We start from the raw sequence: 15892 nt of genomic DNA on the forward strand, positions 1-15892 counted from the left end.
ATTAGCCCCGATTGTTTGCAAGAAAGTTAGTTTGGATCGACGCTGCGGGGGTTGGGGGCGGTGTGTTCCTGCCCTACCGCCCCCCGGGGCGATAGGTACTTGGTTTCGATCACAACCGAGGGTTTCCCACCACGTTCTGACCTACTTTCGCATAGGCAACGGTTAAACTACCACCACCACCTTTGCTTGGGTCCTCCTAAGGGGGTGGGCGGTCATCGCGGGAAAGGTCTCCGAGGGTGTCTCGCTGAAATGGTGCTGTTTTGCGAGACACCACCACCTTTTACTAGAAGCCCGTGTTTTCGCCGTTTCGTGCTGACGGCAAGTAAGATAACACGACCCACCACAGCCCAGTACAGAACCAAAGATGGCGGGCCAGCGACGTGACCGTCGCATGAGTGCTACGTAGTGTGCTTTCGCTTTCGAATGCGAATACTGCTGGCGGCTAAGCCAATGGCTCCGAAGCCGAAGATGGTGAGGGAGGCGGGTTCTGGAACGGGAGAAACCACCGTATCGGCCTGTAGGGCGTAGCCGTTGTTGCAGCCCGCAGCGATGGCTGTGAAGCCGGTGCCGGTGGGTGCGTTGCTCACCTGGCCGTAGTGATCCCATCCCCAGGCGGTGATGGAACCATCGGCCTGGAGGGCGTAGCCGTTGCGGAAGGCCGCAGCGATGGCTGTGAATCCGTTGCCGGTGGGGGCGTTGCTCACCTGGTCGCTGTAGTCATCTCCCCAAGCGGCGATGGACCCATCGGCATGGAGGGCGTAGCCGTTGTAGAGGCCCCCACCGATGGCTGTGAAGCCGGCGTCCTTGGGGGCGTTCATCGCGCCGTTGATATTGGATCCCCAGGTGGTAATGGACCCGTCGCCCTGGAGGGCGTAGCCACTGGATCGCGACCCAGCGAGGGCTATGAATCCGGTTCCGGTGGGGGCGTCACTTACCAGGCCGCCGCCACTGTATCCCCAGATAGTAATGGAACCGTCGGCCTTGAGGGCGTAGCCGTTGAAGTCCGCCGCAGCGATGGCTGTGAAGCCGGTGCCGGTGGGGGCGTCGGTCACCTGGCCGTATTCATCGTTTCCCCAGGCGTTGATGGACCCGTCGGCCTTGAGGGCGTAGCCGTTGTCATTCGCCGCAGCGATGGCTGTAAAGCCGTTGCCGGTGGGGGCGTTGCTCACCTGGCCGTAGCGATCGCCTCCCCAGGCGGTGATGGACCCATCGGCATGGAGGGCGTAGCCGTTGTAGCAGCCCGCAGCGATGGCTGTGTATCCGTTGCCGGTGGGTGCATTGCTCACCACACCGTAGCCATTGGCTCCCCAGGCGGAAATCATCCCCGCCTGCACCTGTCCCGTCGTAGCGACCATCGTCGTTAAGCAAACAAAACCGAATCTTAAGAAGTTCATCATTGCGTTTGTTCCCATATCGATAAATCGAGTCTTGAACAACTTTGTGTTCCTTGAAAACGTCTCCGCATAGCAATTTACTTCCCCTCCGCTCGCTGCGAGTACCCTGCGACAATGTACCGCTCTCTTGCGGATGCGTTTACAGCAATTCTAACGGTTGAAGTCATTTCCCCTCGCAATCTCGACTGGATAGACGCAGCCTAAACTACTACCACCACTACTACCCTCCTCCCATGCAACGGGTCCTTTTCACCGTAGTCGCAAGGCTGTTTCCCACCCTGCCTCCGATGTCAATAGAGACAGTCCGTCCGTCCCGAAATCGGTATGGGTCCTTCCGAGGGGAGGGGTGGGGCGTTTGCTGCGGGTCTGTTTCCGAGGGAAACTCGCTGAAACGGGGTGCGGGACGAACACCCCACCACCAGTCGACCCGGGGGTGGGTAAATTCTGAACTACCTTTGTCGCCACGATATGAGTGCCCGTTTCTGTCTATTCGTGCGGCAAAATGAGATTTGTGATAGAGATGGGGGCAATGCGTTCTGATTCTGTTTGCCGGTAGGGACCGCCCTGTAATCCTACGCCCGCAAAAACCACGATGCGGGAGTTCTCTGTAGCATTCAATGTCGATGGTTGTCATCTGAGCTAGCATTTGCACAATAGATCGACGTGGGCCAGTCACCCACAATTCAAGCACTGTCGGTTGACCCCGACGGTTTCGAGGGTAGGCGTCCGACGGGATGCCGCACGATTCACCGGCCGCTTGCGTGTCCTTCTCGCTTCGGCCGTTGAATCGTCCCCGCAAAAAGGAGGATGGTTTTGAAAACCGGTTTTGAACCGCTTGTCGACACTTGGTTACCCAAGGCGGAGCGGTGGCTCGAACAAGAACGAGATAAACCTATTGAGTGTTTGCTCGTTTGGTATATGCGTGGCGACTCCGAAACAGACCGGAAACATGGTTGGGATGACCTGCCCAAGTACTACCGAAGCCACTTCGCGGACGGAATAAAATCTTGGCACTGCATAAAGAAAGAGCAGGAGTTCTTGCAAATTGCATATCGCGGCAGTTTGACGGGCTGGCGAGAAGTGTTTGGAAACTTCGACCTTTACTGCCGAGACTTTGTTCGCATTGAGCCTAGCGACTATCTGGATGGTTGGTGCTCGCTTGACCGATGGACCATTACTCTATTCTTTCTCTTGCAGAACGGTTTAATAAGCGAAGCGGTTGGTGGGCGGCGGATGAACCTTGACCCTCGCTTTAAAGTTGCCTCCGAGAGTTGGACGCCGACGGATACTCGGTTCGCTGTTGATAAACCAATGTTGGGACCGCTAAAGGAACTCAGTGATAGTTTAAAAGATTCGGCTGACCAGTACGGTTTCTACGCTCACATCACTGACCTACGAATCGCAAGTGTCGACGCGATTCGGTCGCTGCAAAAACGGAGAGAAGAACACGTACCACAAACGCCCGGCCACGCAAACGTTGAGAATCATCACGACACATCCCCCCCCGAAGTTGATCGCCCCCAAAAAAAGTCAACCAGAGGACGAAAACCGAAGAAAACTCTTAGTAAGCAAGAAAAGAGGGTTCGAGAGGCCTGGAATACAAAGGGTTATGAAACGTACGCGGACCTTGACCGTGAACTAGGAGAACCCGAAGGAACAACGAAAACGATTCTTGACCGCTTGCGAAACTGGGAAAAGATCCGAAAACAAAACGATTGCTAATTTATTCCGACGCACTAGGCAGGAAAAACTTTTGTTGCCTGCTACTGTCATTCGTGGGCGATTCTTGACGCCCCAACGGAATAAAATCGGAATCAAATATTTTGTTCCGATACGGGTGCTTTATTAATGCCGTGGGCTTGAAGCTGTTTCAAGCCAATTTAGACACGACATTAAGGAAACACGATGTCTACTCAGACGAAAGCACTAGAGCGAGTCACCGACGGTCGGGGCCGCTCGATGTTCTCGGTCGATGCCCTAGCGGAACGCTGGAATTGTTCGGCAAGGCACGTTTACAGAATGGCCGATTCTGGCAGGATGCCGCGACCGATTAAACTCGGTTCGCTTGTCCGTTGGCCCATTGCCGTAATTGAGCAATGGGAACAAGACGGCTGCCCCAATGTCCGCAACGCGAACAAAAGGGACCAACGATGATTCAGCAAACATTGTTTGACGCTGGCCTAACGGTCTATTCGGTGTTCATCGGAAATCCCGTCGAACTGCGAAGTATGGGCGACCGGAGCCGAGCCGCACAACTAGCTTTGCTAACCGTTCTGCAAAAGAGCCGAAGCGGCAAAGCATCGACCGACGACATCGTTCGTGATTCGTCGAAGGCCTACGGCGACGGCGGCAAGTGGCTTGGCCCAGCGGTTCGGGAACTTGTAAACAATGGCGTGATTCGACAATGCGGGGCAGACCGTAGCAAACGAACCGCACGGCATGGCGGTTTGTTGACCGTTTGGGAAATCGCTGACCGAGCGTTGGCAAGACAAAAAGCGGCTCGGCTTAGACGGTCCCTCTCTTTTTACAAAAAAACCGGCTCGATGGCTGCAACCGTCGAGCCGGCAAAGGATTCTAGCACTAACCCAAAAAGTAAGGAAAGCAACAATGGGCAAGCTCACTGACATTCTACGCGACCAAGGCAAACTTGACACTATCGAATCGGCTTGGGGAACGACCGACGCCGCCGCTGATTTTGACACGTTGCCAAAGGGTGAATACATCGCGGACATCGTTAAGGGTGACGCGATGGAAAGCCGCTCGAAAGGGACGCCGGGATACCGGCTGACATTTGAAATCGTTGACGGGGACCATGCGGGCGGCCGATTCTGGCACGAAGTATGGTTTACCGAAAACGCAATGTCGCGGACCAAACGCGATTTGCTCAAACTTGGTATCAAAGAATTGCGGCAACTGGAAAAGCCGCTTCCCGCTGTGTTCCGATGCCGAGTCAAGTTGGTCATTCGACGCGATGACGACGGCAATGAAGGCAACCGAGTACGCCGATTTGATGTCATCGAAGTTATCAAACCGGAACCGGACGCTTTCGCACCCGACGCCGCACCTGAACCGCAAACCGCCACCAGTGGCGACGACGGCAAGGATGACGACGACAAGGCGACCGCCGTCGATGCGTTTGACGATGGCGACACCGCCGCGGGAGATTTGTTTCAGTGAATAACGACGCGATGCCGCTAGGGTATCGCATTGTTGGACCGTGTGACCGTGAACGCCGGTTGGTCGATTACGACCGGGCGTTTGCGGCCTACGCGGCTTGCGATTCACTGGCACATACTGACCAACAAGGGTTCTTGTCACCCTTCCAATACGACGACGCGATTCGTGAACGGATCGTGAAGTCTGATTTGACGCTGAATGTCCGCGACTACAACGGCCGTTGCTGGTCGCGGTTCGTTTGGTTCGACATCGACGACGACGGCAACATTGACGGGGCCGCCGCTTCGGCGAGGGTATTGTGTTCCTTAATTCTGGACCGATACCGGCTCGATGAAACCGAGTTGCTTATTTTCTTCTCGGGGTCAAAAGGGTTTCACGTTGGCTTGCCGTTGTCACTCTTTGCACCGGAACCATCGACCGAGTTTCACCGAATCACCCGACGACTTGCTGAAGGGTTGGCCGCTAAAGCTGGCGTGAAGATTGACACGTCGGTCTATAGCATCGTTCAACCGCTTCGGGCTCCGAATAGCCGACACGGCAAGACCGGACGTTACAAGCGATTCTTTACGCTCGATGAACTGCTGAAGCTACGGCCGTCGGCAATGGTGGACCGAGCCGCCGAACCATTGCCGTTTGAATTACCAGAGGATCCATCGCTTGACGACCAAGCGGTTCTCGATTGGAACGCCGCGACGGAACGGGTGAAAAAACAAGCCGAAGCGCTAAAGGAACGGGGCACCGACCGAACGGACCTTATGCGAGTCGTTTTCGATGTCATCGAAGGCGACATTGAAAGCCCAAGACGAACGGCGGTTTATTCAGCCGCCGCAAACTTGGCGGAACTTGGCGTTCCGGCCGTAGCGGTTCACGCTCTGCTGACGCCGGGGGCGTTGGATAGTGGTTTGCCACCGTCGGACGTACGACGGGCAATTGATAACGGACTATCGAAAGGAGCAAGAACGGAATGAGCAACGCAAACTATATCCGCTGTGACCGATTGTTTGACGACTGGCAGGATGACGTGTTACACGGTGAACCGCCGCGACGGTACGACATCGGTGAAGGACTTGACCATATCCGGCTCGGTCCTGGTTCGGTGTCCCTGCTTGGCGGGGCACCTGGCATGGGCAAGACCGCTTTCGCTATGCAATGCGTCGTCTCTGCAATGGCCGCTGATGCTTCGCTTCGGTGTTGCGTGGCGAATGTCGAGATGCCTCCGGAACGGCTGCTAGAACGCCAATTGAGTCGTCTATCGGGCGTTTCGCTCGATGACATCCAAGATCGTCGGCTAGTCGATAAGCAACGCGACAAACTCGATGATGCGTTTGACCTGATTGACGACATCGCTGAACGGTTGGTTTTCGTGAAAGCACCCTTCACATTGGAAAACGTGGCCGCCGCCGCTGACGACATCGACGCGGAATTGATTGTTCTCGATTACGTCCAACGTATCCGACCCGTCGGCAAGCACGACGACAAACGCGGCTCGGTTGATGCGACGATGGATTCAATACGCCGGTTTTCGGCTGCGGGTTGCTGCGTTATCGCACTATCGGCCGTGGGGCGCTCGAAAGACGCCAAGGGACGCACCAGCTACGCGGGCGATGGTCTAAGCCTTGCCTCTTTTCGGGAGTCGTCAGAACTCGAATACGGGGCGGACGATGCCTATTTGTTGGTCCCGTCGGCTGAGTCAGACGCGGACGATGACGACGCGGTTATTGATGTCACCTTGAAGCAACTAAAAAGCCGCTACGGGAAGCCGACGGATTGTGAATTGTCGTTTGACCGTTCACGTCAATCGTTTGAACCAGCCGAGCCGGTTATGTCAGACGCTTCGCGGCACCTGCGGGATACGCTTGCCGACTTGTGGGGTGACACATGACGCGGACGACGACCAAGCCGAAGCGAAAGACCGCTGATCGGTTCGCGGTCCTGAATGCGTTTGTCGATTTTACGTTACGCGGATTGACGCGGCCGGACGTGGCGGTGTGGTTGGTTTTGTACCGGGATACCCGCGACGGTATCGCCAAGACATCACAAGCGGACATCGGCAAACGATGCGGCATGTCAGACCGAAACGTCAGACGGATTATCAAGCGGCTCGAATCGCTCGGGCTGCTGATCGTGGTTCAAGTTGGCGGAATCCAAAAGGGACCATCGAGCTACCGAGTATTGCCAATGTCGAAACAGCAATTCGACAAACTGTGAACACATCGTCACCGGACAGAGCTATGTCCGGTTATCTGCGGACATCTAGGTGTCCGGTTAATGCGGACAAAACGGCTCATTCCCTGCGGACACCAAGGTGTCCTACATCCCATAAGGGACCATAAGAGAGTCTGTCTCTCTTTATGGTCTACGACCAAGAGACAGACTCATAGAAAAGGCAATCACGATGCCGGCACCGACCGCCGCCGAACTACAAGCACTCTGGACGCTGGCACCGATCACGCCACCGCCGGAGCGATCACCAGCGACACCACCCGAAACGGCTCGATGTTGTCACAGCGACCGCCGACGGTGGATCGACCGACCGGACAAACGCCGCTCGGGATGGATTCGGACGACTTGCGGTTTGTGCGGTGGGTTTGTGGGATACCGGCCGCCGGATCACCAGCGAACTAAGCAAACGAACGACGACATTTGATTTGTACCGACGCTTCGGTCTATGATGACCACACCGAAGCTAGGCTTAGCGGCCGAAAACCGAGCAAAACCTACTCGGCTGCTTCGGCTTTCTTCACTTAGGTTGTGATAGGGGTTATCACGCAATGGCAATTTTCAAACAGCGAGTAACGCGACCCATTCCCGCGAATGCGACAATCTTCACTCGGAATGGAAAACCGTTTGCAAAGTGGAAAGACCGCAAAGGAAAGCAACGAACCGCCGAAGTTGCCAAGAACGGCAACCGCATTCTGACCGAGGCGGCAACGTGGACGGTCCGATACCGCGACGGTAACGGCCTTGTGCAAACGGTCGCAACGGGTTGCCGTGATAAGACGGCAGCAATGACGAAGTTGACCGAACTGGAATCTATCGCCGACAAGGTTCGAGCGGGTTCACTTACAAACGCAGATTTGGAAATTGGCGAACATAGCAAACGACCGCTGACCGATCACATCGCCGACTACATCGCTGATCTGAAAGGGCGTGGTGTGAACTCCCAGCGAATCAAAACGAGCGAGACACGTTTCGCGGCGGCCTGTGACGGTTGCGGTTTTCGCTGGCTTCGAGATTTGAACGCCGAGTCACTTCGGAAGTGGTTGCGGGATCAGTCCGAGATGTCGGCGGCCACCTACAATTGGCATTCCGGCTTGTGGGTTGCGTTCGGCTGGTGGCTTACCGGACGACGCTTGGAAGGCAAGCGACAATCCCAAACGGGTGAACGACGGTTGTCATTCAATCCGTTTGACGGTTTCGGCAAGCGAAACGAGAAGGACGACCGAAAACGAATTGCTAGAGCGTTGACGCTTGGCGAAATGCGGCGGCTACTCGATTTTGCCAAGTGTAGGCCGCTTGAAGATGCATTGACGGTGCGACGGGGAAAAAACAAGGGACAGCAAGTCGCGAAGGTATCGGACGGACGGAGGGCCAAACTAGAACGGTTAGGATTCGAGCGGGCGTTGATCTACAAAACGCTGATCTTGACCGGGCTTCGGTCTAATGAGTTGCGGACGCTTCGGGTCGGCGACCTTTCTTTTGGCGATATTCCGTTTTTGATTTTGCGTTCGAGCAATGAAAAAAACCGGAAAGGGTCCACAGTACCGCTGAAAAGCGATCTTGCCGCCGAACTTCGTAAGTGGACGAAGGACAAAAAGTCGAACGAATTGGTTTTCTATGTTCCATCGGGGTTACTTCGGATCCTGAACCGCGACCTAGAAGCGGCCGGAATCGACAAGATTGACGAAAACAAGGGTAGGGTTCACTTACACGCCATGCGTCATTCGACCGGCACCCACCTTTCGGCGGCGGGCGTGGCACCTCGCACCGCCCAAGCAGTGATGCGACATAGTGACATCACGCTGACGATGAACACCTACACCGATGAACGGCTGCTCGAAACTTCCGGGGCGGTCGAACTGCTGCCGGAACTGCCGATCATGGCTGACGGACCGCGAACGGTTACCACGACGGTTACACTCGACACTGACAAAACGAGTGTAACGGAGTCAATTACTGGCAAGATGGGTAAAGTTTCTGGTTCACCTCAGAAACGTGAAAACCCCACAAAACGACGTGTTTTGCGGGGTTTTCCGAAGTCGGGGCGACAAGATTTGAACTTGCGACCTCTGCGTCCCGAACGCAGCGCTCTACCAGGCTGAGCCACACCCCGATCTGGTTCTCTATCGTCGGATTCGATGGTCGGTTCGTCAACGGGGGAGGAGGGGACTTACCAGAACTTCCACCACGGGCGGGGTTTCGCGGGCGGGGTCGCGCGAATTGCCAAGACGCCTACTTCTTCTTGCCCTCCGCTCCGAACCGATGCCATCTTGAGCATCGACTTCTCCGCCAACTGGTTCAGCAGCGACATCGTCCTGTCGGTCTTGGAAACATGCAGTTTGCACTTAAACTGCTTGGTCGCCGCCAACATCGCAGACACCGCGACTCGCGTGGTTGCCTTCGCTCCAAAGTCCTCAATGACGAACGTGTCGGCCCCTTTCTTGTGGCCGTAAACCTCTGCAAACTTCCATGTTCCCTTTTCTTCGTCTTCAACGTCCCAGCCGTGATACTCCTCGTGCATTTCGGAAACCCTCGACATACGCGATCGATCAATGCAGAATGTGGAAATCCACCCCGCTATCATACCTGGGTGCGGCGGAGCAAGCCACTACCTATCGCTTGATTTCGTATTCGGTGATCTTCCGATAGGCCGTTGCTCGACTGATCCCCAACAACCGGGCCGCTTCCGGGACGCTGCCACTGGTACGTTCGACCGCTTTTCGAATCAGCCGCTTCTCCCATTCATCAAGCCGCAGCGTATCGAGCCGGCTGAGTCCGGCATCCCGCAGCCCCAGGTCGCTTCCTTCGATCGCTGGGTCGTCCGCCATGACAACGGCGCTATCGATCACATTGCGAAGTTGGCGGACGTTACCGGGCCAAGGATACTCGAGCAGTCGGCATTGCGCTTCGTCGCTGAGGCCCAGCAAGGGGCGGCCATGTTGGCGACGAAAGTGCTCGAGAAAATGATTCATCAACAATTCGATGTCTCTGCCTCGATCACGAAGCGGGGGCACCGCAAGCTCAAAGACACTTAACCGATAGAACAAATCCTCGCGAAAACGTTTCTCTCGTACAAACTCAGCGAGATCGCGGTTGGTCGCTGCGATCACACGAACATCCACCAACACTTCTTCGGTCGCCCCGACGGGCAAGAACGGATGACCTTCCAGGATCCGTAACAACTTGGCTTGGCCTTCAAGCGTCAATTCGCCAATCTCATCGAGAAACAGAGTTCCCGTGTGAGCTTGTTGAAACCATCCGATATGGTCACTGTCGGCACCCGTGAAGGAACCTTTGCGATGGCCGAACAACTGGCTTTCAATCAAGTCATGGGGGATCGCGGCACAATTGACCGTCAACATGGGACGCTTCGATCGACGGCTTGCGCGGTGCACGGCACGCGCAACGAGTTCTTTTCCGGAACCACTCTCCCCTCGAATCAAAACCGACCCGGTCGCGGAGCCGACCCGGACAATCCGCTCCTTTAACTTGACCATGATCGGACTCGATCCAATCAACTCATCGGAATCCGCATTGCGATCGGCAATCCGATTCCTTTCGGCTTTCAACGAGTCTCGCTCAAACGCTTGGCTCAACCCAATCGCCAACAAGCGTGCCGCCGCGACCGCTAACTCGAATTGCGATTGTGTGAACTTGGGTTTGCGGCGATACAAATGCAAGACACCCAAGTTGGTGCCCTCGCAAATCAGTGGCGCATAAATGATGTCGGCCCATGGCGGTGCTTGCGACGGCGACCTCGATGATGTCGCTGAACTCTGTACCAGATCATTGATCCAAATCGCCTCGCCCTCGCGAACAATCCTTCGCACCAGAGATTTTTCAATGACCACCTCGTCCTGCGCCTCAGGAGGCTCCACGCGCCGTGGTTTGAGTTGCCCGTCACCCGAATCAAATGTCAATCCGACCACATCCGCTTGCGTTCGATCTCGAAGCAATTTCACCAACGTATCGATCACCTCGTCCGAATCGTTGCAGCGCAACAGACTGAGGCTGAGTGAGTACAAGTCAATCAAATAGCCGGTGGCGGCAACATGGGCCAACGGGTCCTCATCGCCGGCAAGCCAACTTCGCTCGGTCTTGAAGTCATCGTGCGAAAAGGTTTCGGTCAGCGACGTCTCCTCACTCGATTCCGTTTCCAGTTCAATCATCTGCAACTCGGTCGCACCGATCGTGACGGTGTTGTGATGAACCAAACGGGCGTGGTCCGTCTTTTGGCCGTTGACGAGCGTGCCATTCCGGCTGCTGGTGTCACGAAGATGCCAGCCACCTTCCTCATGAAAAATCACCGCATGGAAGCGACTGCTGATGGGATCGGTCAGCATGATCTCACAGTTCTTTCCTCGTCCGATATGCATCGGGCGATCCGGATCGAGCGTGAACTGGCGTCCTTTCTCGGGACCACTCTGAACACGTAAGTAGGCAATCGTCGTGTCGTTCTTCACTTCAAGTGACATGGGCTTACGCGAAAAGGGCTTGCGGCAAATCGGGGCGTACGGGCAACGCCGAAGAGCGAGCGGATAGAAGAAGCCACTCGCCCCTCCCCCGAGAGTCTCATTTTAAGACATCGGCAAGTGGTTGTGGAGCTTGAGCGGGAAAAAATATCCGGTTTATGGCTATTAAAAGCCCCGTGCGTGCCGCTTCGGCCTATTCGCCGCCCCGCTCGAGTGCCTGGAGCAACGTCTTGAGGGCAACAGGCAGCGGAAGGGGATGCGACTGAAAATCGTTCCACCAGCGTGAGACAATGTCACCGGCCATTGGCCCCTTTGACAACCGCCACCGCTCGATCGCTTCGGCGATCGGTAAATTCTCAGCAGGGATCATGTCGAGTTCCGCTGCGGCGTGGAGGGTCAACGGAACGGAGGCAAACGCCCACGCTGGCAGCAATCGAATCGGGCGAATACCGGAGGCCGTTCGGGAATCGGGAGTCGCCGCCGGCACGTCGGTCGATTTTTCCGCCACGTGCTTCTCGATGGCTCCACGGGTGATCAACCAGGCCACCCGCAACACCTCGGGGACCCTGGGATCGACATCGGTCAACAACGCTTCGATCCAAAAAGCGATGCCCTGAGGACCAAATCCGCCATCACCCCCTCGAACAGGCTGAACCAACCGTGCGTCCAATCGTGGTGACCACCACGTTTTGGGAGTCGCATCCTTCCAGATCTGTTTGGCAATGGCGTTGAGCAAGCCGGGGCCGACACTTTCCCAACGATCCTTGATGGGATTGGCCCGCAATTCCAATTGATCACCGAGCCGCGGAAATCGCTGGGTCAGCGCCAATCGGCACTCGTCGAGTTGTCGAACAATTCCACGACTGGTTTGGTCGGCCTGCAATTCGCTGCATCCCGAGGCGACCAACGACGTTTCACACGCTCGGTCCACGCTGTCGAATCGGAGAACATCGCTGACCAATTGGTTCCAAAACAGACGAATGTCGATCGAGGAAGTCAACAACCGGCCGTTGATCTCGGTCACGAAGGGAACCAGCGCGCGTTCCAGTTTTTCGTCGTTGCAGGGGGCTCCAACCGCAACGACGCGAGCGGCGTGGATGGCGCTGAGAGGGACGTCCGCCTTCCATCGAATTCGTGTCGCAGCAGCCACCGGCTATTCCTCTCGCAAATGATCTTGAATCCACTGTTCCAGCTCTGCGAAATCCACAGGCGGGTACTCAGCCAGATCGGGACGCAGCCGTTTTGCGTCGTGCAGGTAGACGTGGTGGATCGCCGTTTGAGGTCGGTCCGTGTTCCACATCAACATCACTCGAATACAACGCGGCAACGATCCTTCGACAGCAATTTCGTAGCCACAGATCATCGGAACTTCCAACCATCCCAATTGCCGGGCGGCCAAAGCGGGAAATTCGGCTTTGAGGTCTGCCGTGACCGTGAACTGAGCGCTTGCAATGTCCGCGGAATCAATCTCGTTTTGGCGGATCATCAATGCGAGCAATTGACGCGTCGCGTTGAGGATTTGGTGACGATCATCGCTTTCCACAGTCGTCGCGCCTCGGACTCCACGGCAAACAGTCATTGTTAGCAGGCTTTCAGATAAAACGTTGATTGGGGGATGCGGGAGAGGATTTTGGGACCGCTCATCCTGCTATAGAATACGCACCGGTCAGCCGATAATCGAGGGAGGGCATCCGGATCGAGCCAAATTCCTATTCGAAAAGAGCAAACATGGCAGAACACAGTCGCCACCAAGAAAAAATCATTAAGAATTATTACCAGAACCGCGATGCGATTGGGCTGCAAAAAGCCCAGGAAGCCGTCACGGAGCTGTACCTGAGCGAGGGGAAAAAACGGACTCAAGTCTGGAAACGGCTGGCCAGCCACCTGGGAAAAATCGGCATCCCTGAGAAGCAGATCAAGCAGATGCAGGAAGAAGACGACGCCGCAAAGGTGGCCAAATTGCTCGAAAAGTATGTTTAGGCAGCGGACAGATGACAGATGACAGATGACAGCAAATGCTCACTGCTCACTGACATCTGCTCACTGCTACCTGTCCACCATCCAGGTCCAGGAGGCATCGCCGGTTTGACCTTGGACGATCCAACGTCGCCGCGGGCTCTCGTCGGAGCGGTCGCCGGTTTCCGGGACGAAGCAACCGAGGCTCAGCGTTCGGTGCGCCCGATCACTGGCGAGCCAGCCGTCGTAATCCGCATCGGCTGGCGTCAAACAAATGTCATCACCACGAAACGCACCCAGTTCCGAGTTGTCATCGATGACCTGATTGAAGTCATCATCGAGGCCCGCTCGCCCCGGCAGCCCATCGGCCCCGGACGTAATCATCACCGCCGCGGCAGGATCAAAGACCAGATTGACGAGCGTAGTGGTCTCACCGAGCAGGTCCTCCCGTTCCGTGAAGTCATGCGGTCGTTCGGCCGGTCGATTCGCCAGCGAAGCCACGACATGAACGACACGCAACGTGACCATCAACAAAAACGCCGCAGCAAACAGCGCGATCGCAATCCTCTGAAATCGTTCGAAACCGAATGGGTTCTCATCCATGCATCAAATCCACTACTGACCCGAATGCGTTACCGAGGTCTGGCGGATCTGTCGAGTCTCTGGCGTTTCTAAACGAATGGTGACACGAATCGCTTCGGGTTTCTCGACAAAGGGGGCACACACTTCTTTCTCGCCAACGTCATCCACGCCAAAGCGTCCGTCGTCATCAAGACCGTTCGCCCCCGCATCCACACTCGGGCTGGTTGCGGGCGTCGTCGTGCTCCAACGGGCCCCTCGACCATTCCAATTCCCCTCCATGAACCCATCGTGTTCGTAAACACTCGAAAAGGTGTCGAAGGTGGGTTGGAACAGACGAATCGAATGTCCCCCCGTGCCTGAGGTCGTCGTGACCAGTTTTCCTGAGGAATAGAGACAATCCGTATACGCGGTGTTGGGAAGGGCTCCCGCGGTCTGATACCTCACGCCAGAAAACGGCGTCACCAGAAAATCAGAATCGAAGTAACGGGTGTCCCAGGCTACGGCAATATCGGCCGACGTGCTACGTCGATCGACAGGTCTCGCTTGCCACCCTCGTAGCGATCCTCCGGCTAAAACGGGATAACACAGGTCGACAAAATCGCCTTGCACTCGAGTCACAACGGCATCCACGGATGTAAGACCGCTTGGCGATTGAGCCTGTAAACTCAACACTGCTTCCTGCATGGCTTCGCGATAACCGGCATCGTTGGGGCCAAGCACCAATCCGTTCGTTGTTGTAAATAGCGACACTTGTGGATCATAGATTTTCAGATCAAAACCAAGCGTGTTGTTGGTCAACACATCCTCACCCAGGCGCTGGAGCCCCCACTTGTCATTGAGACTATCGCGATGCGAGAGGTCATATCCGAGAACGAATTCCGGACGAAGAAAACCCGAAAGCGCAGTGGGCGTCACGACCGAAGCTCCCGCCACCGCGAGCGGTGGCGCGATGCGATCACCGTTGGCGGCCAACATGTTTAAAACCGTCGGCGGCGTGCCGAGCGCCAAAACCGGCATCGATGTCGGCGAGCTTCCACCCGATCCGTGAATCAATGCCGACGGAACTCGAATGTGACCAAACCGGTTGTGCGGATAGGCAAGATCTTGAATCGAATTGGCTGCGACCACCTGAGTCGGCAAACCGTCGCTGTCGAGCACGCGCCGCAGCGACAAGTCACATTGCTGGTGGACCGCCGCCATCCCGTACATCCATGCATCGGCCGCAACGGCACTGCTCGTGATCGTCGCCGAACTGGCGGTGGGCCAAGCATCGGCGAGCATGTAAGCCAAATTCCCATCTCCCGGATTGAACGATCGAGATTGGATCGTGCCGTTCGACATGTTGAGGTCGGGGCGGATCAACAGCACCCGGCGATGCAATTTGACTCGATCCGGATATCCATTCTCCGATGCCGAACCGCTTCCCAAGTCGGTATCGCCGTCGACATCAATGTAGACGGGCGATGCGGGCAGGCTGACGGGTGCGTATTCCGGACTGGCGTAGTAGACGATCTCCGCATACTTCGAACGAATCACGACGGGATCCCACGCGCTGCCGGGGAAATTCGCGGGATTGTAGAGGATGTTGTTGCTGGTGTCGGAGTCGTTGTTGACCGGCAGCAGTTCGACCGTTTTCTGATCCAAGACAAAACGCGGCACCTTTCCCGAAAACCAGGTCCCTGGTTTCGCTACCGCCGTGAAGGCCAGCACATCGTCAAGGTCACCGTACTTTGCATCGTTTAGTACCGTGTCGCCGGCTGCATCCGTGAAGACGCGAAACAGCGATGAGGTTGCGTCCGTGAGCGGGCCTTCGTAATACATGAAGTAGCCCAACGGATCGGTGCCGCCACGGGCCGGTTCCATCGTCACGGTACATTGTTCCAGTTCGTCCTTCAAACGCGTCGTGATATCACGCAGCTCGTTGGTCATTTCAACATCCGCACGACTATCACGCACGCGTTCGCCAACGAATGCAAAGGCACGGGCCAGCGCAGCCATCATCAACAAGGTCACGGCCATCGAGACCAACATCTCGACCAACGTGAATCCGCGTTGAGGTTTTTGATTGTTGAGTTGTTTCATGGGATTCAC

General features: G+C 56.1%; 16 protein-coding genes, 1 tRNA gene and 1 pseudogene. 10 read left to right on the top strand and 8 right to left on the bottom strand.

Annotated elements, in window-relative coordinates; all coding sequences use genetic code 11:
* Positions 1–398 precede the first annotated feature (398 nt).
* Entirely contained in the window at positions 399–1436 is a 1038-nt protein-coding gene (locus Poly41_RS22345) for a PEP-CTERM sorting domain-containing protein (RefSeq protein WP_146529085.1), read from the bottom strand.
* A 771-nt stretch (positions 1437–2207) separates the two neighbouring features.
* On the opposite strand from Poly41_RS22345, the gene Poly41_RS22350 reads away from it, so the two are divergent.
* From Poly41_RS22350 to Poly41_RS35020, 9 genes and pseudogenes are all read left to right on the top strand, one after another.
* A complete protein-coding gene (locus tag Poly41_RS22350) occupies positions 2208–3116 on the top strand; it encodes a hypothetical protein (protein ID WP_146529087.1) in 909 nt (302 codons plus the stop codon).
* 183 nt (positions 3117–3299) lie between these two features.
* Positions 3300–3548: a helix-turn-helix transcriptional regulator gene (locus Poly41_RS22355; protein WP_146529089.1), complete on the top strand. Its 249-nt coding sequence runs from the start codon at positions 3300–3302 to the stop codon at positions 3546–3548.
* Entirely contained in the window at positions 3545–4018 is a 474-nt protein-coding gene (locus Poly41_RS22360) for a hypothetical protein (RefSeq protein WP_146529091.1), read from the top strand. The genes Poly41_RS22355 and Poly41_RS22360 overlap by 4 nt, the downstream gene beginning before the upstream one ends.
* Positions 4002–4571, top strand: a complete 570-nt coding sequence (locus tag Poly41_RS22365) for a DUF669 domain-containing protein (protein WP_146529093.1) — start codon at positions 4002–4004, stop codon at positions 4569–4571. Before Poly41_RS22360 ends, Poly41_RS22365 begins: the two co-directional genes overlap by 17 nt.
* Positions 4568–5539 (top strand): DNA primase, encoded by a 972-nt coding sequence (locus Poly41_RS22370; protein ID WP_231615855.1) that lies wholly within the window; start codon positions 4568–4570, stop codon positions 5537–5539. Before Poly41_RS22365 ends, Poly41_RS22370 begins: the two co-directional genes overlap by 4 nt.
* Complete coding sequence (locus Poly41_RS22375; RefSeq protein ID WP_146529095.1) at positions 5536–6453, top strand: DnaB-like helicase C-terminal domain-containing protein; 918 nt, start codon at positions 5536–5538, stop codon at positions 6451–6453. Before Poly41_RS22370 ends, Poly41_RS22375 begins: the two co-directional genes overlap by 4 nt.
* Entirely contained in the window at positions 6450–6779 is a 330-nt protein-coding gene (locus tag Poly41_RS22380) for a helix-turn-helix domain-containing protein (RefSeq protein WP_146529097.1), read from the top strand. Before Poly41_RS22375 ends, Poly41_RS22380 begins: the two co-directional genes overlap by 4 nt.
* A gap of 187 nt (positions 6780–6966) precedes the next feature.
* Positions 6967–7218 (top strand): hypothetical protein, encoded by a 252-nt coding sequence (locus tag Poly41_RS22385; RefSeq protein WP_146529099.1) that lies wholly within the window; start codon positions 6967–6969, stop codon positions 7216–7218.
* 832 nt (positions 7219–8050) lie between these two features.
* Positions 8051–8560 (top strand): annotated as a pseudogene (locus tag Poly41_RS35020) (tyrosine-type recombinase/integrase); the annotation flags it as partial.
* 270 nt (positions 8561–8830) lie between these two features.
* Here Poly41_RS35020 and Poly41_RS22395 read toward each other — a convergent pair.
* From Poly41_RS22395 to aroH, 5 genes are all read right to left on the bottom strand, one after another.
* A tRNA-Pro gene (locus Poly41_RS22395) sits at positions 8831–8904 on the bottom strand.
* A 57-nt stretch (positions 8905–8961) separates the two neighbouring features.
* A complete protein-coding gene (locus Poly41_RS22400) occupies positions 8962–9330 on the bottom strand; it encodes a hypothetical protein (protein WP_146529101.1) in 369 nt (122 codons plus the stop codon).
* 73 nt (positions 9331–9403) lie between these two features.
* Entirely contained in the window at positions 9404–11266 is a 1863-nt protein-coding gene (locus Poly41_RS22405) for a sigma 54-interacting transcriptional regulator (protein ID WP_146529103.1), read from the bottom strand.
* 190 nt (positions 11267–11456) lie between these two features.
* On the bottom strand, positions 11457–12413 hold the full coding sequence (locus Poly41_RS22410) for a hypothetical protein (RefSeq protein ID WP_146529105.1): 957 nt from the start codon (positions 12411–12413) through the stop codon (positions 11457–11459).
* Positions 12414–12416: 3 nt separating this feature from the next.
* Positions 12417–12842, bottom strand: coding sequence for a chorismate mutase (aroH, locus tag Poly41_RS22415; protein WP_146529107.1), 426 nt, complete (start codon positions 12840–12842; stop codon positions 12417–12419).
* 149 nt (positions 12843–12991) lie between these two features.
* Here aroH and Poly41_RS22420 point away from each other — a divergent pair, with 149 nt between their 5' ends.
* On the top strand, positions 12992–13243 hold the full coding sequence (locus tag Poly41_RS22420) for a hypothetical protein (protein ID WP_146529109.1): 252 nt from the start codon (positions 12992–12994) through the stop codon (positions 13241–13243).
* Between the two features lie 66 nt (positions 13244–13309).
* Here Poly41_RS22420 and Poly41_RS22425 read toward each other — a convergent pair whose 3' ends face one another.
* A complete protein-coding gene (locus Poly41_RS22425) occupies positions 13310–13822 on the bottom strand; it encodes a hypothetical protein (RefSeq protein WP_146529112.1) in 513 nt (170 codons plus the stop codon).
* A 12-nt stretch (positions 13823–13834) separates the two neighbouring features.
* On the bottom strand, positions 13835–15883 hold the full coding sequence (locus Poly41_RS22430) for a PulJ/GspJ family protein (RefSeq protein WP_146529114.1): 2049 nt from the start codon (positions 15881–15883) through the stop codon (positions 13835–13837).
* Between the last annotated feature and the right edge of the window lie 9 nt (positions 15884–15892).

Origin of the sequence: Novipirellula artificiosorum (genome assembly GCF_007860135.1) — a bacterium.
GTDB lineage: Bacteria > Planctomycetota > Planctomycetia > Pirellulales > Pirellulaceae > Novipirellula_A > Novipirellula_A artificiosorum.